The sequence below is a fragment of the Echinicola sp. 20G genome (genome assembly GCF_015533855.1).
Taxonomy (GTDB): Bacteria; Bacteroidota; Bacteroidia; order Cytophagales; family Cyclobacteriaceae; genus Echinicola.
Genome location: NZ_AP024154.1, coordinates 525,251 through 543,536, shown reverse-complemented (window position 1 = coordinate 543,536; position 18,286 = coordinate 525,251). Strand labels below are relative to the sequence as shown.

11 protein-coding genes and 2 tRNA genes are annotated in these 18,286 nt (G+C 39.2%); 9 read left to right on the top strand and 4 right to left on the bottom strand.

Features of this window, described 5'->3' with window-relative positions:
- Positions 1 to 25: 25 nt before the first annotated feature.
- Positions 26 to 1,570 carry an aldehyde dehydrogenase family protein gene (locus JL001_RS02490; protein WP_200974542.1) on the top strand — a complete coding sequence of 515 codons (1,545 nt, stop codon included), beginning with the start codon at positions 26 to 28 and terminating at the stop codon, positions 1,568 to 1,570.
- A gap of 139 nt (positions 1,571 to 1,709) precedes the next feature.
- On the opposite strand, the gene JL001_RS02485 is transcribed toward JL001_RS02490, so the two are convergent.
- Together JL001_RS02485 and JL001_RS02480 are read right to left on the bottom strand one after the other, a co-directional pair.
- Positions 1,710 to 2,693: a helix-turn-helix transcriptional regulator gene (locus JL001_RS02485; protein ID WP_200974541.1), complete on the bottom strand. Its 984-nt coding sequence runs from the start codon at positions 2,691 to 2,693 to the stop codon at positions 1,710 to 1,712.
- A gap of 68 nt (positions 2,694 to 2,761) precedes the next feature.
- Positions 2,762 to 5,146, bottom strand: a complete 2,385-nt coding sequence (locus JL001_RS02480; RefSeq protein ID WP_200974540.1) for an outer membrane beta-barrel family protein — start codon at positions 5,144 to 5,146, stop codon at positions 2,762 to 2,764.
- 198 nt (positions 5,147 to 5,344) lie between these two features.
- On the opposite strand from JL001_RS02480, the gene JL001_RS02475 reads away from it, so the two are divergent.
- The 7 genes from JL001_RS02475 to JL001_RS02445 all read left to right on the top strand — a co-directional run bounded on the left by JL001_RS02475 (position 5,345) and on the right by JL001_RS02445 (position 15,363).
- Entirely contained in the window at positions 5,345 to 6,382 is a 1,038-nt protein-coding gene (locus tag JL001_RS02475) for a sensor histidine kinase (protein ID WP_200974539.1), read from the top strand.
- A 1-nt stretch (position 6,383) separates the two neighbouring features.
- Entirely contained in the window at positions 6,384 to 7,082 is a 699-nt protein-coding gene (locus JL001_RS02470; protein WP_200974538.1) for a LytTR family DNA-binding domain-containing protein, read from the top strand.
- A 400-nt stretch (positions 7,083 to 7,482) separates the two neighbouring features.
- A complete protein-coding gene (locus tag JL001_RS02465; protein ID WP_200974537.1) occupies positions 7,483 to 9,846 on the top strand; it encodes a TonB-dependent receptor in 2,364 nt (787 codons plus the stop codon).
- A gap of 14 nt (positions 9,847 to 9,860) precedes the next feature.
- On the top strand, positions 9,861 to 11,069 hold the full coding sequence (locus JL001_RS02460) for a DUF4374 domain-containing protein (RefSeq protein ID WP_200974536.1): 1,209 nt from the start codon (positions 9,861 to 9,863) through the stop codon (positions 11,067 to 11,069).
- Between the two features lie 85 nt (positions 11,070 to 11,154).
- Positions 11,155 to 12,657 carry an ankyrin repeat domain-containing protein gene (locus tag JL001_RS02455; RefSeq protein WP_200974535.1) on the top strand — a complete coding sequence of 501 codons (1,503 nt, stop codon included), beginning with the start codon at positions 11,155 to 11,157 and terminating at the stop codon, positions 12,655 to 12,657.
- A 5-nt stretch (positions 12,658 to 12,662) separates the two neighbouring features.
- Positions 12,663 to 13,148, top strand: a complete 486-nt coding sequence (locus JL001_RS02450; RefSeq protein ID WP_200974534.1) for a DUF2271 domain-containing protein — start codon at positions 12,663 to 12,665, stop codon at positions 13,146 to 13,148.
- Complete coding sequence (locus tag JL001_RS02445; protein ID WP_200974533.1) at positions 13,102 to 15,363, top strand: PepSY domain-containing protein; 2,262 nt, start codon at positions 13,102 to 13,104, stop codon at positions 15,361 to 15,363. The genes JL001_RS02450 and JL001_RS02445 overlap by 47 nt, the downstream gene beginning before the upstream one ends.
- A 270-nt stretch (positions 15,364 to 15,633) precedes the next feature.
- Here the strand turns inward: JL001_RS02445 and JL001_RS02440 are convergent.
- Positions 15,634 to 15,708, bottom strand: a tRNA-Val gene (locus JL001_RS02440).
- Between the two features lie 49 nt (positions 15,709 to 15,757).
- Positions 15,758 to 15,832: transfer RNA gene (locus JL001_RS02435), tRNA-Val, on the bottom strand.
- Between the two features lie 278 nt (positions 15,833 to 16,110).
- Between JL001_RS02435 and JL001_RS02430 the strand changes: the two genes are divergently transcribed.
- A complete protein-coding gene (locus JL001_RS02430; protein WP_200974532.1) occupies positions 16,111 to 18,063 on the top strand; it encodes a M1 family metallopeptidase in 1,953 nt (650 codons plus the stop codon).
- Positions 18,064 to 18,286 lie beyond the last annotated feature (223 nt).

The following is an 18,286-nucleotide window of genomic DNA, read 5'->3' as shown; positions in this document are numbered from 1 at the left end:
AGCAACATAAATTAATATAAGCCCTATGGAAGAGAAATTTGAAGTAAAAGCACTTTTAGAGCAACTAGGAATAAATGAGGTAAATAAAGGAACGTGGACAGGTGTTGAATATATCGATTTAAAAGGCGAATGGCTGGTGAGCAAATCTCCTGTGGATGGAAAAGAAATAGGGAAGGTGCAAATGACCTCCAGAGAGGCTTATGAATTGGTAATGGAGAAGGCTGAAAAGGCTTTTAAGGTTTGGAGGAAGGTCCCTGCTCCACAAAGGGGTGAAGTGGTGAGACAAATTGGTATTGCTTTAAGGGAGAAAAAAGAGGCTTTAGGTAAGTTGGTTTCCTATGAAATGGGGAAATCTTACCAAGAGGGCTTAGGGGAAGTTCAGGAAATGATAGATATCTGTGATTTTGCAGTTGGACTTTCAAGGCAGCTTTATGGTTTGACAATGCATTCTGAACGCCCTGGTCATAGAATGTATGAGCAATGGCATCCTTTGGGGATTGTTGGGGTTATTTCAGCTTTTAATTTTCCTGTGGCAGTGTGGTCTTGGAATACCATGATCGCGTGGGTTTGTGGAGATGTGTGCGTGTGGAAGCCATCAGAAAAAACGCCATTGACTTCCCTGGCTTGTCAAAATATTGCAGCGGAAGTGTTCAATGAAAATGGGTTTCCAGAAGGTATATCTTCTTTGCTAATTGGTGATGCCAATGTAGGTGTGTTTTTGGCTCAGGACCCAAGGGTGGCATTGATTTCAGCCACAGGTTCTACACGAATGGGTAAATCCGTGGGAGAGGTTGTAGGAGGTAGATTAGGCAAGGTGTTGTTGGAGCTTGGGGGCAATAATGCCATCATAGTTACAGAAAATGCTGATTTGGATGTGGCCATTCGGGGCGCCTTATTTGGTGCCGTCGGTACTGCAGGGCAACGTTGTACAAGTACCCGAAGATTGATTATTCATGATTCAGTTTATGAAGAGGTTAAAGAGCGGTTGGTGTCGGCCTATGGCAAATTGGTGATAGGGGATCCATTGAATGAAAAGAATCATATTGGGCCTTTGATTGATGTGGATGCGGTTGAGAATTATCTTTCTGCCATTGAAAGGGCCAAAGCAGAAGGTGGGAAAGAATTGGTTGAAGGAGGAGTGCTGAATGGAGAAGGTTTTGAGTCTGGCTGCTATGTGAAGCCATGTGTCTTTGAAGTAGAAAATCATTTTCAGGTAGTTCAGCAAGAGACTTTCGCACCTATACTTTATCTTATAAAATACAATGAGCTCGAGGAAGCTGTTTCCTATCAAAATGGTGTTCCACAGGGCTTGTCTTCTGCTATGATGACCATGAATATGAGGGAGGCGGAATATTTCTTGTCAGTAGAGGGCTCGGACTGTGGGATTGCCAATGTAAATATCGGTACTTCAGGTGCTGAAATCGGAGGAGCTTTTGGTGGTGAGAAAGAGACTGGTGGAGGCAGGGAGTCTGGTTCTGATGCTTGGAAAGCTTATATGAGAAGGCAAACCAATACCATTAATTACAGTGCTGAACTTCCGCTGGCACAGGGAATTAAGTTTGATATTTGATTAAAGTTTGGTGATTTGAATAATTAACCAGCGCGTTTCCTATTTTATTAAGGTCTTAGATGGTGAATATCAGCCTTGATGTACTTATAAATTGTATGTCCTAGTTGATGTATGGGATGAAATTTATAACTACAAGTGATTAATGCTTTGACTGTTTAGGGGTTTCACCATAAATCTTTTTATAGGCAGAAATGAAGTAGGAAGCGCTTTTATATCCCAATGACATAGCAATTTCACTGATTGCGTAACTTTCGTAGATCATCTTTCTGGCTCTTTGCATTCTAAGTTCAGTAATGTAAGCCCTGATGGTGGTGTTATAGACTTGTTTAAAGCCTTTCTTTAATTTGAATTCATTTAGTGACACCTTTCTGGAAAGTTGCTTGATCGTAGGCGGGTTATGGTAGGTAGTTCCCAAGTAGGCTTTGGCCATCTGAATTTTATTCATTTCATCAGAAGGAAGCATATGGGAATTGTTCATCTTTGTTTTTTGGACATGGATGGTCAAGAAAAGCTCTTTTAGTTTTGATTGAATAAAGTATTGACCAAAATGTGCTGGGTAATCATTGTTCATGATTTCATCCAGAATCTCCGAAAGGACATTGTTTAGCGGAAGTACATCATTTCCAAATCTGACATACTGGTGGTTTTGAACTGACTTATAAAATGAATCTTGCTTTGCCCAAGGTTCATTGGAAAGCAGGTTTAGGAAAAAGTTTCTTGTTATAAATACCCTTATATAGCGGAATGGTTCTTTGCTATAAAGCAGATCTACATTTGTGTTAACTTCATTTCTATATGCTAACTGGAACATTCCCAAGGGAATTTCTTTATGGTGGTTTTTTGCCTTTTTATAGATGGCTGACTTTCCAGATACCTGCATCGAAATCTGGATATAATCCGAACCAGCACTAACTATGTTGGAACATTTTTGCTGAATATTAAACTGATTTTTTGTGATGCAAAAGCCGTCAGTATAGTAAGCAAAAAACTCTCCCTCAACAGCTGGATGTTGAATTATTACATTTCGTTTCTCGAAACGTGGAGGGTAGGCACATGAATTGTCAGTAAACTTTATATCTAATAATGTTTGGTCTGCCTCTTTTAATTTAGATAGAATAAACATGGGACTTTAATCAATCTTATTGAGGTGATTATGTTCAGGATTTCGTAAGCTGTTCAATCTTTTTTGGCTCAATGTCTCTTTTGCCCACTAAACTCCATTGCCTCACCTTTACCGAATCCAAAACTGATTCCTAAACTGATAAAACGCCCTCGCATCCTGTAGTTATAAGTGTAGAAATCCGGCACTGCTGAGCCTGTTTGAATGGTTTCTGTTTCCATGATCCTACTGGCAAAAACATCCCTGATACTGAAGTTGATAATTGATTTTCCTTTCCATACTTTTTTACGAAGCCCGATGTCAGCAAACATATAGCCTGAAGTTCTTCTTTGGAAAGTCTCATAGGAAGATTGATAGTTACCAATAATTTCGAGGTCAAAGTTTGCGGGTAAACCAAACTTTGAAGTCAGTCGGGAAGACCAAGGGCTAGAGGAAAAATCAAAAGATGTGCTTTCGTATTCCCCTTCACGTTGTACATAGTTATAGTTGAAATCACCACTAAGTGACCACCATTTTATGGGGTCATATTTGATATTAGCCTCAAATCCTGTAGCCTTGTTGGTACCAATATTCATGGGTTTGGTGATGCTTACATTATTTTCTACAGAGGTTACATCTTCCATCACGTCAGTAGTGTATCGGTGATAAATAGCAGAGCTGATCGAAAATTTTTCGTGATCATATAGAAGGTTGATTTCGTAAGAGTCAGCGTATTCTGGAAGAAGCAAAGGATTTCCAGTACTCACACTGTATTCATTTCTGATGTTATAAAACGGGTTCAAATCAAATAACCTTGGCCTAGATATTCTTCTAGAATACCCGGCTTGTAGGGAAAGGTTGTCTTTAAGCTTATAGGAAGTATGGACGGATGGAAACAAGTTGGTGAAATGCTGCTCATTTGTTTCTCCGGTTTCCACCAATAGGGTGTTCATGTTGGTGTCCTCCATTCGCAACCCCAGTTTTAAACCGAATTTTTCGCCCTCAAAAGCACCAGTTATATAAGTGCCTAAAACCCCTTGCTGGTATTCAAATAGGTTGCTAAGGTTCGGGTTCACTACCCATTCATCTTCAAGGAATGAACTAATTGCATAGTCATTGTCCACGTCATCCAGTACAAATTGGGCCCCTGTTTCAAACGTAACCTTTTCAGTCAATGGGTGAGTATAATCAAGCTTAAATGTATATTCTCCTTGGTTGAAATTTGTACGGGTTTGCTGTTGGTCATCGCTGCCAAGATCTCCTGAAATAGGCGTATTTATAAATCCTGAGGTTTGGTCTTTTCCAAAAAAGTTTCCAATGGCACTGAAGAGCAAAATATGGTCTTTGTTGTCCTCAAAATCCTTTTTGTATTGCAGTTCATATTGCCACTTAGGGTTGGTAGCCTCTGTGGATTGATTTCTGTTCCAACTGGAAATAGGATCCCCTTGAGCATTGGCATTATTGAAATAAGTCAGGTAAGATTCTGACTCTATTTCATAAGCAAAATTACCTGTAAGAGACAATACATTTAAATCGTTAATATGATAATCAGTGCCCAGTATAACATTGTAGAAAGTTTCATTTTTATTTCCATCCCCTTCACTTGAGATATTGCTGTCTTCAGAGTTTCTGTTGATACTTCTGTTGGTTTCGGGAAAGGTTCTGTGTCCTATTCCGATTTGGCTGAAAAGATTGAATTTTTCGGTTCTGTTATTAAGGCTAAACCCAAGACTGTGGTTGTTGGGAATCCCCGTGTTTAAGGTTACTGATCCATTTAGACCTCGTTTTTCTTCTTTTTTTAGCACGATATTTATAATACCAGATGAACCTTCAGCATTGTACTTAGCAGAAGGATTGGTGATCACTTCAATGGATTCTATCATGTCAGAAGTGATGGTGCCAAGGGCATTTCCTTGCTCGCTGGCCAATACTGACGGCTTGCCATTTATAAGGATTTCCACGCCAGGGTTTCCTCTAAGTCTGATTTCTCCTTCAATATTTACAGTTACAGAAGGAACATTGTTTAAGACATCAAAGGCACTTAGTCCGGCACTACTTAGGTTTTGTCCAACGTTAAAGACACGTTTGTCCAAGCGGAATTCAGTTTCTGACTTTTCACTGGTAACCAGTACCTCATCCAAAGTCTCTGCACTTTCATCTAAGTAAAGTTTTCCGAGATTGGCTTGTCCATTTTTAAAGGAAAGGGAAGTTAGTGTTAGGGTAGAATAGCCAAGTAGAGATATTTCCACTTTGACATCATCAGAGGGAGATGGCAAGGAAAAGGAACCGTCTAAGTCGGTGGAAACTCCTGTGATGAACTCACCTGAACTCTTTTTTAAAAGTCTTACTGTAGCAAAAGGTAGTGGTGTTGATTTGCTCTTATCCATTACAGTCCCTTTTATTTCCTGAGCACTCTGTGCTAAAAGAGAGGGAGCTAAAAAGAGAAGGAATAACAAATAACAGATGAATGCTTTCATGATTTTGGTGTTTCAAATGGATAATGTGAAATTATACTTTTTGGGTAAGCAGATAAAAAATAATCGGTTAACGACCTGACTTTTCCCTTTAACGGATAAGATGTTGTTTACCGATTAAAACCAACAACTTATCAAGAGTTATTTGTCGCTCGGCAGACATTATTTCTAGAAGCCTGTAGGAATGAGTATCTTCGAAAGATGAAAGAAAAAATCCATATTGGTCCTGAATCATGGAAAGAGATACTTTTTCAGGTGGTGCTCCATGTATTGGTTTTTAGTTTTTACATCATAGACTTTAATAGTCCAAACAGTGAGTTCAATTTTGAGCAATATTATATTCTATTTTTTTTAAACTACGCATTGGCTAATTTTTGCATCAGTTATATCTTTTTGCCTTTATTTTACTATAGGAAAAAGTACTTGGCATTCTTTTTCAGTACCATTTTGGTGATCACATTGGTCATTATTATTGAAGAAGCGTTATTGGAAAAATTGTTCATGCCAGAATCTAGAGGGGCAAATTTCCCAGGGATATTGTTTACTCTGGGTCAAGTTTTGCCCACCATCATTATTCTTTCTGGGTTTAAGTTTGCTTGGGATGCCTTACTCAAGCAGCGGAAAGTAGATAAATTGGAACAAATGGTTCGGGAAAGTGAGCAGAAGTATTTAAAGTCCCAAATCAACCCACATTTTTTATTCAATAACCTAAACAACTTGTATTCCTATGCCATTGAGCAGTCGCCGAGGACTCCAGAAATTATACTGGAGCTTAGTGCCGTTCTGCGATACATGTTATACGACTGTAGGGAATCATCAGTATTGCTCACCAAAGAAATTGATCATTTAAGGAGCTTCACAGAGCTTTATGAACTTCAGGTGGAACAAAGAGGAGGTGTAAACTTTGAAGCATTGGATATTCGTCAAGGTTACCGTATAGCGCCATTGATTTTGATTGTATTTATTGAAAATGCCTTTAAACACAGCCAGGCGGGGCAAAGCGAGGACATATCTATTCATATCAAAGTATGCCTTTCAGATAAAGGAGTACTTCATTTCTCGTGCAGAAACAGCTACCTTCCATATCATAAAAATGATGAAGAGTCAGGAGGAATTGGTTTAGAAAATGTGCGAAAGCGTTTGGAGCTTATATATCCAGAATCCCATCAGCTTTTGGTTGAAAATAACTCCAATTATTATTCAGTAGATTTAAAGATTCAACTCTCTAGAACAATCTGATATGAAGTGTATTATTGTTGAAGATCAGCCACCTGCGCAGCGAATTCTAAAAAGGTATATCGAGGATGTAGGGGATTTAAAGTTAGTAGGAGTTTTTCCTGATGCAATTAAGGCCTTGAATTATATCCGTTCTCATCAGGTTGATTTGATGTTTTTGGATATCAATCTACCCAAAATGTCTGGAATTGACCTGATGAGGAATGTGTATGATCTTCCGAAGGTCATCCTTACTACGGCATATTCAGAATATGCCTTGGAAAGCTATGAATTCAGTGTTGTGGACTATTTGTTAAAACCATTTTCATTTTTACGGTTTATTAAGGCAGTAAGCAAGGTGCAGCAACCTGTAAGGGATTCGAATAAAGAGAATGTTCCTGCATTGGAGAGAAAGGAGGATATTTTTATAAAAAGTGGCTACGATCATATTAAGGTTAATCTTGAAGAAGTTCTTTTTATCAGGGCAGATGAAGACTACACGGAAATTTGTTTTTTAGAGAAAAAACTGCTGACTTCCGAATCATTAAAGAATTGGATTGAAAAGCTGGATACGAACTGGTTTGTTCGGGTACACAGGTCATACATTGTAAATATGGACAAGATCGAAAAGGTATCCGGAAATGAGATTATCCTTGCAAATAAAAAAACTGTTCCACTTGGGAGGGCTTACAGGCAGGAATTTGTTCAGCGGTTTTTGAAGTGATTTTCAATTGGCTGGATTTAATAATAATTGAAAGTAATAAAGTTTAGTTTATTCAATTGAATAAGATCAACGAGAGTGTATTTTTTAGATCTTTCTCTCAGGCCATATATTTAGTTTTGCTGTTAAAAATATTTTGATTTTTCCACTATCCAAAGGTGTTATAGTAGCCTGAGCTTTTAGATTTACCCGTTGACAGGTCATTAATTTAGATTGAATTAAAATAATACCAAAATCAACATTTTTATTCCCGATTTCGAAATTGCGCTGAAAGCTGATCAGCTACTTTTGCTAGCAGTTTATTTAAATTAAATATAAATAAAAATAACTAGGTGTTTTTAGGCCTTGATTATCAGCTATGAAGAGGTTTTTACAAATTTTACTTTTAATAGTCATTTTACCATTGCGATTAGTAGCTCAACATCACCAGCCTAAAAGTGGAGTGATTGGTTATGTAAGTGCTGAAAATGGTCATGCCATAGGAGTGACAGTATATGTCAAAAATACCTCTCATGGTACGGTCACTGACCGGGAGGGGAGATTTAGGCTTCCTTTGGAGCCAGGAGAAAAAGTTCTTATCGTGAGTGGATTAGGATATGAAAAAAAAGAGCTTGTTGTATCGGTTAAGGAAGGGGACTGGAAGAAATTAAAGGTTGATTTGAAGCCTAGTACAGACAGTGAGTTAGATGAAGTGGAAGTCCAAGGTGATTTTGAGATCCAAAATGTAAGAGAATCTCCCTACAATGTGGTGGCAATTGATGCCAAGGCCAACTATAATACCAACATGGATCTTGGGCACCTACTAAACAGGGCTTCTGGAGTCAAAATTCGTGAATCCGGAGGAGTAGGGTCTAGAATGAATATTTCACTGAATGGTTTTACGGGCAGGAACGTGAAGATTTTTATGGATGGGGTGCCAATGGCCGGGTTTGGAAATGCTTTTCAGCTTAACAACATTCCAGTAGGAATGGCTGACAGGATAGAAGTTTATAAAGGGGTGGTTCCCATTGAATTTGGGACCGATGCTATGGGAGGTGTTATTAATATAGTAACGAACCGATCCTCTAATACCTATTTGGATGCTTCCTATTCTTATGGATCGTTCAATACGCATAGAGCTAATGTCAGTGCTGGGCACACTACAAAAAATGGTTTTACGGTCCAGCTCAATGCTTTCAAAAACTACTCTGACAACAACTATGAAGTTTATCTAGATAAAATGCTGGATGTGGAGACGGGAGCTTATGTACGTGGCGATTATTATGTAAAGAGGTTCCATGATAAGTACTCCAACCAAACAGTAATGGCAAAAGTGGGTTTTGTAACCAAAAAATGGGCAGACCGTTTTTTGGTTGGCATCACTGCTGGAGAGCTTGATGCAGATATCCAAAGTGCTTCTACCATGTCGATAGTTTACGGAGCTCGTACAAGGTCATCCGAAACGCTCCTTCCTTCCGTCGAATATTACAAAAGGAATTTGGGAACCAAGGGCTTGACCTTCCGCTTCACGGGAAACTACAATATTAATCAGAATCATAATGTTGATACTGCGGCCAGACTGTATAATTGGTACGGAGAGTTTATGCCCACCAATATCCGAGGGGAAAGCGGTACCAATACCCTTTCGGATTTCAGAGATGAAAACTATTCTACCACAGCAAACCTTTCATACAGGGCGAATGAACATCACTCGTTTACATTGAACAATGTACTGACAGGCTATGAAAGAAAACTTGCTTCGAGTGTGCCACTGGATGATATTTCCTCTCCAGCCGACACAATGAGAAGGGCCAATACCAAAAATGTATTTGGAGCCTCCTATGTCTTTCGGCCAAATGAAGATTGGAATATCAACCTATTTGGGAAGCATTATTATCAACATGTCATAGGCCCAGTGGATACCACTACGACCAATACCTCCAAATATGCAGAGCAGTCACGGTCTTTTCAGACCAAAGGTTATGGAGTGGCAGCTACTAGGTTTTACAAAGATTTCCAGTTCAAGACATCGATAGAGCGGGCCTTTAGGCTTCCAAGTGCCAATGAGCTTTTTGGTGACGAATTGCTTACTTCTTCCAATACAGCATTAAAAGCGGAAAATTCTACCAATTTCAATTTGGGTGGTACAATGAACCGCCAAATGGAAAGTGGTAATACCCTCTACTTGGACATTAGCACATACTATCGATTGACAAAAGACTATATCCAACAGGTTCAAAATGCACGGTACGGCACCATCAGCAATGTCAATTTTGGAAGGGTAAGAAACATTGGAGTGGATGCTGAAGCACGCTACTATTATCAAAACAAGGCTATGGTCGGAGGTACTGTGACCTATATGGATCTGCGGAATAAGGAAAAGATAAGGGATGCGCAATCGAGTGTACAGGATGCAACCTATAATAACCGAATGCCCAATACACCCTATTTCTTCGGAAATATAGATGCTGCCTATTATTTCCATGACCTAGGAGGAAAAGGAAACGTCCTCTCCTTTAATTATACATTCAACTTCGTCGGTGAGTTTTTTCTGCTTTGGGAAAGCCAGGGAAGCAAGGACACCAAAGCGACGTTAGACCGCCAGCTATACCATGATTTTCTGGTAACATACTCCCTGAAAGATGGTAAGTACAATATTAGCCTAGAGGGGTTGAACCTTACTAATGCTAGGCTTTACGATAACTTCAGCCTACAGAAACCCGGAAGAAGCCTTAGTGTGAAGCTGCGCTATTATTTCAACAAAAGACAAATCAAATCTCAAATTTAAATATTACCAATACGATGAAGACAAATCTTAGACTATGGAAATTCTGCCTATCCTTGGCAGTTATTGCATTCGCAAGCTGCTCAGAGGATGATCCGGAACCATCCATACCTACTGAGCCTGAAGCGCAAACCAAGTATTTTATTGCTGCAGAAAAGAGTGAGGGGACTTATAATCTTGTAGTCGATGGGTTGAGTGATGGGGTTACCACTACTACTGCAAATGGTATCGAGGACCCCAATACCTATACACATTATGCTTACAATGGTACCGATGCAGTAATTGCTCTATCTTATAGGCAAGGCAATCCGGCTGTAGGACGAATGTGGAGCTTGGGTGAAGACGGTGAATTAAGTGAGGTAGGTGCCGGTTTTCAGATGACCCATGGGTTTTCCTCTTTAGGACCATTTGAAAATTACCTGGTGGCCCTTCGAGGAGGAAGAACTTTTGCAGACAATTCAGTGGGAGCCAATTTTTATTTCTTAGATCTTACCACTGATGGAACTGTTACTGCTAAGCAGTTGACTACGCTTAACTTAGTAGAAAATGGCTTGGAAACCTCCCCTATAGGTGTGGCTGATCATGGTGATGGAACTTTTTATTCTGCACTGGAAGTCTCTGATGGAGATGTTGACAGTGTGTATGTGGTGCAAATAGATGTTGATCTTAATGTTCAACATGTTCTGAAAGATAATAGAATTGGGGCTGGTTATGGAAGGTTTAGGTCTGCTAGGTATTCATTGATTGTAAACGATGATGAAGGCAATACCTATGTATTTGGTAATCCTTTGGATGGTACCAAAAAAGGAGGTGCATTAAGAATCAACAAAGGTGAAAATGAATTTGATGCGTCCTATTACTTTAATATTCAGGATAAAGCAGAGGGGTACGCTTTCCGAAAAGTATGGCATGTGACTGGTAAATACTTCCTTTTGGAATTTTATAATGAACTGGAAGCAACCACTAATACTCCGGCATACCAGTATGGAATCGTGAATGTAGAAACACAAACTTTCAATTGGGTGACAGGTCTTCCAGCTATAGAAAACATTGCAAGTTCTCCGGGATGGCCGTTTTCTGCAGATGATAAAGCTTATATTCCTATTGTCACTACTGATGCCAATCCATTTGTATATGTGATCGATCCTGTGACTGCTGCTGCTACAAAAGGTATTGAAATAGAGTCGGCTACTGACATAGGTGGTCTTGCCAAGTTAACTTACTAATCATTTTTCATTTAAATCTCCTAAGACAATTCTGCTGGTTTCCTATTTAGTTTCCTTCGGGATTGTCTTTTCTCTTTACATAAACATGAAGAAACTCTTTACGTTTGTACTGGCAGCAGGATTGTGGACCGGTACTTTTGCTCAAGATAAAGCCTTGGTCACCAGAGAATTTTGGCAAGGACATCCAACCTTGGATGAAGTCAAAAAAGAATGGGATAAAGGTTTTAGTTATTCCGAAGTAATAGGAGCAGATGACCCTTTGGCATTTGCGGTTTCCAATGAAGCGCCGATTGAAGTGGTCAAGTTTCTGGTCAATCAACCCGGAGTGGATTTGACCAGAAAATTACATGAAGGTAGAATTTACATCCATCTTTCTGCTAATAGCGGACATGTATCTGCAACAGAGTACCTTTTGGAAAAAGGGTCACCAGCAGATTTCTTGGATGCCAATGGTCATACCGCTTTTACTTTTGCGGGCTTTCAGGGAAACCTGACTGTTCCTTTGGCTGAAGCATTTCTAAAACATGGGGTCGATGTGAATGAGAGATATCCCGCCAAGGATGGCCAGACAATATTGCTTATATCAGTGCTCTATGACAAAGACCTCAGCCTGACGGACTATTTTATCTCTAAAGGTGCCTCCGTTCAAGAAGTGGATGATGAAGGTAATACGGCCTTTAATCTAGCAGCTAGATCTGGAGATGTTAACCTTCTGAAAGAATTACTGAAAAGAGGAGTGAAATATGATGGTCGTGCCTTGATTATGGCGGCTCAAGCTACTTACAGAACGAGCACTAACGTAGATGTGCACAAGTATTTGGTTGAAGACTTAGGGATTTCCCCCAACCAAATGACAGATAAAGGAGAGAATCTTTTGAACCTGGTCACCAAAAAGAATGATCAGTCCGAAGCGGTTGCCTTTTATCTTTCAAAAGGAGTAGATGGTGCGAATCTCGATCAGGATGGAAACAGTCCATTTTTGAATGCAGCTGGTTCCAGGGATTTTAAGGTTGTTACTTTACTTTACCCAAGTGTCAAAGATATCAATTTGGCCAACCAAGAGGGTGTTACACCTCTTATGGCTGCTGTTCAGCGATCTACAGCTCAGACTGTCTCATTCCTGTTGGAAAATGGTGCGGACGTAAATATCAGTGATGCTGAAGGTAATACATTACTAAATGGCCTAGCTGCATCTTTCCGAGTGGGAGGCAGAGGTCGAGGAAACGCTGATGAGGCTGTAGAACAATTCAAGGAAAAGTTAGCTGTTTTGAAAAGCAGTGGCCTGGACTTGACTGTTCCTGATAAAGACGGTAATACACTTTACCATTTGCTTGCTGAAAAAAATAATGTGGAAATTCTCAAGGCAGTAGCTGATTTGAATATAGATATCAATGCTACCAATAAAGAAGGCTTGACTGCGCTTCATCGTGCAGCTATGGTCTCTAAAGATGATAAAACACTCAAGTACTTAGTTTCCATTGGAGCTAAAAAGGATATAGCTACCGATTTTGATGAAACAGCATATACCATGGCTGCTTCAAATGAACAGCTAAAGCAAAATGAAATATCCGTTGAATTCCTAAAATAGTATTTATGAAAATTTGGAAAAAGGTTCTTCTGGGAGTCATTTTTGTATGCATGGCCATCTTAGGCCATGCTGCTTCTCCTACTAAATATAAATGCCTTGTTCAGATGACCAATTATGTTGGAGAAGGCGCCTATATCACTGTTTCTTTGATTGGACCGGAGGGAAATTATCTCAAAACACTTTCTGTTTTGGGAGAGGATACTAAGTGGTATGACACGTTAGAAAAGTGGTATGGTTTTTATAAAAAATCAGGTCAAAAGATTGACGGTATTACAGGAGCATCAGTTTCTGGGGGTGCAAGGACCGTTTTAGCTTTTGAATTGAATGAAGAAGTAATCAATAAAGGATACAAGCTGCGTTTTGAGTCTGCTGTTGAAAACAACCAATATCACCAAAAAGATGTTGAAGTAAAACTTAACGAATCTGATATGTCAGGTCAAATTGATGGTCAAGGATATATTCGATTTGTCAGGATATTGCAGGTTAAGTGATGTTGATGCGATGGTGAGACAACTATGGAGAACTGCGCATTTTATGCTGGCGCTTATCGCAAGTGGATTTTTGATCATTGCATCTGTAACCGGTGCTATTTTGGGTTTCAATGCTGCGGTCAATCAAAGTGAAAACTTTTCCATTTCCAGGAAGGAGAAGCTTACATTACTGAACCTAATTAATAATGCCCAGTATGATGTACCAGCTATTTCTGTGATCTCATTGGATGAAAGTCATAACCTTCAAGTGGTTGGGTTGGATGAGGAGTGGAATTCATTTACCAGTTATTATGATCCAGTTACGGGTGATAGGATGGAGGATTATGTACCTCAGTCAAATTTTATCACCTGGGTAACCGCTCTTCACCGTTCGTTGTTTCTCCATCAAACAGGGAGGTGGCTGATAGGGCTTACCTCTTTCTTGCTTATACTTATTGCTATCAGTGGCTTTGCTTTAGTTGTGAAGCGGTCATCTGGTTCAATGTCTTTTTTTAAAAAAGTAGCCAGGGATAGTACTTCTCAATATTTACACACAGTTTTAGGAAAATGGTCTTTGGCTCCTGTGCTTATAGTGGCAGCATCAGGGGCCTACCTGTTTTTGAGTGGAATAGGTTGGCTTGGTCAGCCTGTCATAGAACATGATCAAAGCATTGTTTCAGCGTCAGAGGATAATATACTGACTTTACCCGATGAAATTGAGTTTTTTAAGCGAGTGCCAATTGAGGAATTCGTGCGGCTGGAGTTTCCTTTTACTGAGGAACCTGAAGACTTTTACAAATTAGAGCTCCAACATGGAGAGTATTTAATTGACCAATATACAGGAGAGGTAGTATCGCAAGTTGATTACCCAACAAGCACAAAACTGGTAGGGATTAGTCAGCTTTTGCATACGGGCAGGGGTAGTTTAATTTGGTCTATTGTTTTGGGTTTTTCAGCATTGAATATTCTTTACTTTATTTATTCAGGGACGGTCATTGCTTATCATAGAAAAAAGGTGAGGTATAAAAATCCTGTGAATATCAGTGAAGCCGAAATAGTTATTCTTGTGGGCTCAGAAAATGGGAGCACCCGTGCTTTTGCCAATTCAATTCATAGGCAATTGCTGACAGACAAAAGGCATTCCTATATTATGGATGCCAATGATTATCATTATTTTCCAGCTGTTCAGGAGTTGCTTATTTTTACATCTACCCATGGTCAGGGGGAAGCTCCATCAAGTGCTACCCATTTGAAGAAATTGATCTTAAAGTATCCTCAAAATATGGGGGTGAAATTTTCGGTAGTGGGTTTTGGCTCCAAATCATATCCTGCATATTGCCGATTTGCACATGATATTGATACGCTCATGGAAGAGTGTAATTGGTCCAATAGAACCATTCGTATTCATGAAGTTAATGACAAAAGCCCCAAAGAATTTTCCTCATGGGTTGCTTTATGGAAGCAAGAGGTAAATGTAAATTTATCAACTTCGATAACGGATTATCAACTGAAAGCTAAAAGACGGAAAAGGTTTCAGGTGTTGGAAAATCATTTTGACCCAGATGATAATTCGTTCCTCATTACTCTACGTGGGGCTAGGTTTAATAAATTTCAATCGGGAGATTTGATTGCTGTTTACCCCAATAATGAGGCCTCCCCCAGAATGTATTCTATTGGAAAGCGTGGCAGAAATATACAGCTTGCGGTAAAGCTAATTCCCAACGGCCTGGCGTCCAGTTTTCTTTATAGCTTACAAACGGGAGATAGTTTCAAAGGTGAGGTGTTGAGCAATGTAAGTTTTCATCAACCAAATGATGCTTCAGGAATCATTATGATTTGTAATGGGACAGGAATAGCTCCTTTTGTAGGGATGATGTCTCAAAACATAAATAAAGTACCGATGTTCTTATTTGCTGGTTTTAGAAGAAGGACTAAGATGGCCATGGAAATTGAAAAATTGGCCAAAATCTCAATGCAAGAAGGTGGGCTTACCAAGAGCAATTTTGCATACTCACGAGAGGAGAACCGTCCAAATCTATATGTTATGGATCTAATCAATAGTGATGAAGTAATTGTCTCCGAACTATTGAATCAAGGAGGTGTGATTATGATTTGTGGTTCGCTTGCTATGCAAGCCAGCGTAGAAAATACTCTAGATGAAATTTGTAAAAGACAGCTCGAGCTTGGCTTGGATTTTTTTAAGAAAAAAGGCCAAATAAGAACGGATTGTTATTGAATGTAAGGTTCCAGGCTTGTTCCATCAAGCCATCTTAATTTACTCTTGATACCTATACTCTCAAATATGGTATAATCCATAATTCCTTTATGGTTTGAGTTGCGTCTTAGGTTTTTCTGAAAGCGATGATTGGGTATTTCTGATGTAAAATTTTCTGGCAGATTTGGATACAAGTGTTTAATGGAAAGCCAGTTGTGAAAAAATAGTCCATTTAAGATAAAATCATGGAAAACAAAAAAAGCTAACCCATTTGGATTAGCTTTTTGAAAGTGGGAATTGAGGGATTCGAACCCCCGACCCTCTGCTTGTAAGGCAGATGCTCTGAACCAACTGAGCTAAATTCCCAATAAATTTTAAACCACTTTTGTCTTTGAACGGCCTTCAAAAACTTTTGTGGGAATTGAGGGATTCGAACCCCCGACCCTCTGCTTGTAAGGCAGATGCTCTGAACCAACTGAGCTAAATTCCCTTTTTGACGATCTTTTATCGTTTAATTGGATTGCAAAGGTAGGTGTAAAAACTTTAGGTGCAAATATTATTTTCAAAAAAATATATTAAGAGAGATTAAGTGGTTGATAATGAAGTGTAAAAAAAATAAGTCATGAATGATGAGTCATGATTTGGGCAATTTGAAAAAGGAGAATGAGTAGGAGAAAGAATGATACAAATGTTACCGTTAAAATAATTCAGTTTCTACTTCATCAATCTTTATGTAAATTTGGCGAAATATTATACAAAACTCGAGTTATGAGATATACTTTAGAGAAACTTTCTTTCCTGTTTTTAGGACTGTTTTTAGTGCATTTTGCGGGTGCACAACAGGTAGAAGAAAACAACCAAGGAGAATTTAATGATTTTACCTACCGCAGAGGAAATATTTATCGATCAGCAACTGGCAAACCAGGACCAAACTATTGGCAGAATGGAGCTGACTACAAGATTAATGTAACCCTTGATGACGAAGAGCATACTATTACAGGGAGCATAGCCATTCACTATACCAACAATAGCCCTGAAGCACTTGACTTTGTTTGGTTGCAGCTTGAGCAAAATAGGTTTACTGAGGACTCTAGAGGAACATTGACCACGCCAATCCAAGGTAACCGATACAATGGAGATACAGATGGAGGTTATGAACTTACCAATGTGTCTGCCACTGTTGGTAAAAGAGGAGCTGCTTCTGATAAGTATTTGGTTAGTGATACCAGGATGCAGGTTTTCTTTTCGGAGCCATTGCCTGCCAAAGGTGGTGAAGCTACCATTAAAATGGACTTCAGCTTTAAAATACCTGTAAAGGGAATGGATCGAATGGGGAGATTGGACGTGGAGGAAGGAACTATCTATGCTTTGGCTCAATGGTATCCAAGAATGTCAGTCTTTGATGATGTAAAAGGATGGAATACAGAACCGTATTTGGGTGCAGGCGAGTTCTATTTAGAATATGGTGATTTTGAATATGCAGTTACTGCTCCAGCCGATCATATCGTAGTAGGTTCTGGTAAGCTGTTGAACCCGTCTGAGGTAATGTCCAAGGAAATGCAGAACAGGATGGATCAAGCCATGAAGAGTGATACTACTGTTTATATCTTGAAGCCAGAGGAAGTTGCTGACCCATCTACAAGGTTGAAGCAGGACGGTACTTTGACTTGGAAGTTTAAAATTGAGAATTCAAGAGATGTAGCCTTTGCTTCTTCCAAAGCGTTTATTTGGGATGCTGCAAGAATCAACTTGCCAAGTGGAAAAACCATTCTCGCTCAATCTGCTTATCCAAAGGAAAGTGATGGCATTGAAGCTTGGACAAGATCCACAGAGTACAGCAAAGCTTCAATCGAGCACTACTCTGAAATGTGGTACGAATTCCCTTACGCAACCGCGACTAACGTAGCTGCTGATATTGGAGGAATGGAATATCCTGGCTTTAACTTCTGTGGATACAAAAGTAAAGGGGAGTCTCTTTGGGGTGTGACTGACCATGAGTTTGGCCACAACTGGTTCCCGATGATTGTAGGAAACAATGAGAGATTGTACCCATGGATGGATGAAGGTTTCAACACCTTTATCAACCATTACAGCACTTTGGCTTTCAATGATGGAGAATATCCTTCAGACTTGAACCAAACCAGAAAGTATATCGCTTATTTCAATAGAGAAACGAGAGAGGGAATTGATACTTATCCTGATGTGGTAAATGTCAATAATCTTGGTATGACCGCTTACATGAAGCCAGGTATTGGTTTGATCATGTTAAGGGAGTACATCTTGGGGCATGAAAGATTTGACAATGCATTTAAATCATATATCAGCACTTGGGCATTTAAGCACCCTCAGCCAACCGATTTCTTTAATCACATGGAAAATGTAGCTGGAGAGAACTTGAACTGGTTCTGGAAAGGCTGGTTCTATGGAAATGAAAATATTGACTTGTCATTAGATGGTGTTTATCCATACGGAGGAAATTACGTGTTGGCACTGTCAAGCAAAGGTGGAATTCCGATGCCGGTGGTTATAGAAGTGACATTTGAAGATAATAGCACAGAAAGGTTTACCCTTCCTGTAGAGATCTGGCAAAGAGGTAATAAGTGGAACCATTTGTACAAAACCGATAAAGAGGTTAAGAGCATCGAAATTGACCCGGATAAAGTAATCCCGGACATTAATATCAGCAATGATAAATGGCCAGCAGAAATTTATTCTGAATAGTTATTTTAACTGATGGAAAAGGAGCGAAAAATTCGCTCCTTTTTTATTTATCAAGAGTAATGTTATATTTTTTCAATCGTTTGCGGTAAAATGTGGGGATGATTGGTTTTTAGTTTATTGTTTTGTTTTTAATTTAAAATTAATTTTTAATTGGTCTTGATGGCGTAAAGTTTTATTTTTTCAAAATTATAATTCGTTTTCAAGAAAAGTTTTTTGCGGTTAA

What these genes read in the sequence shown, in the direction of transcription:
- JL001_RS02490 (WP_200974542.1), top strand. Translation starts at nt 26, where the DNA reads ATGGAAGAGAAATTTGAAGTAAAAGCACTTTTAGAGCAACTAGGAATA.
- JL001_RS02485 (WP_200974541.1), bottom strand. Translation starts at nt 2,693, where the DNA reads ATGTTTATTCTATCTAAATTAAAAGAGGCAGACCAAACATTATTAGAT.
- JL001_RS02480 (WP_200974540.1), bottom strand. Translation starts at nt 5,146, where the DNA reads ATGAAAGCATTCATCTGTTATTTGTTATTCCTTCTCTTTTTAGCTCCC.
- JL001_RS02475 (WP_200974539.1), top strand. Translation starts at nt 5,345, where the DNA reads ATGAAAGAAAAAATCCATATTGGTCCTGAATCATGGAAAGAGATACTT.
- JL001_RS02470 (WP_200974538.1), top strand. Translation starts at nt 6,384, where the DNA reads ATGAAGTGTATTATTGTTGAAGATCAGCCACCTGCGCAGCGAATTCTA.
- JL001_RS02460 (WP_200974536.1), top strand. Translation starts at nt 9,861, where the DNA reads ATGAAGACAAATCTTAGACTATGGAAATTCTGCCTATCCTTGGCAGTT.
- JL001_RS02455 (WP_200974535.1), top strand. Translation starts at nt 11,155, where the DNA reads ATGAAGAAACTCTTTACGTTTGTACTGGCAGCAGGATTGTGGACCGGT.
- JL001_RS02450 (WP_200974534.1), top strand. Translation starts at nt 12,663, where the DNA reads ATGAAAATTTGGAAAAAGGTTCTTCTGGGAGTCATTTTTGTATGCATG.
- JL001_RS02445 (WP_200974533.1), top strand. Translation starts at nt 13,102, where the DNA reads ATGGTCAAGGATATATTCGATTTGTCAGGATATTGCAGGTTAAGTGAT.
- JL001_RS02430 (WP_200974532.1), top strand. Translation starts at nt 16,111, where the DNA reads ATGAGATATACTTTAGAGAAACTTTCTTTCCTGTTTTTAGGACTGTTT.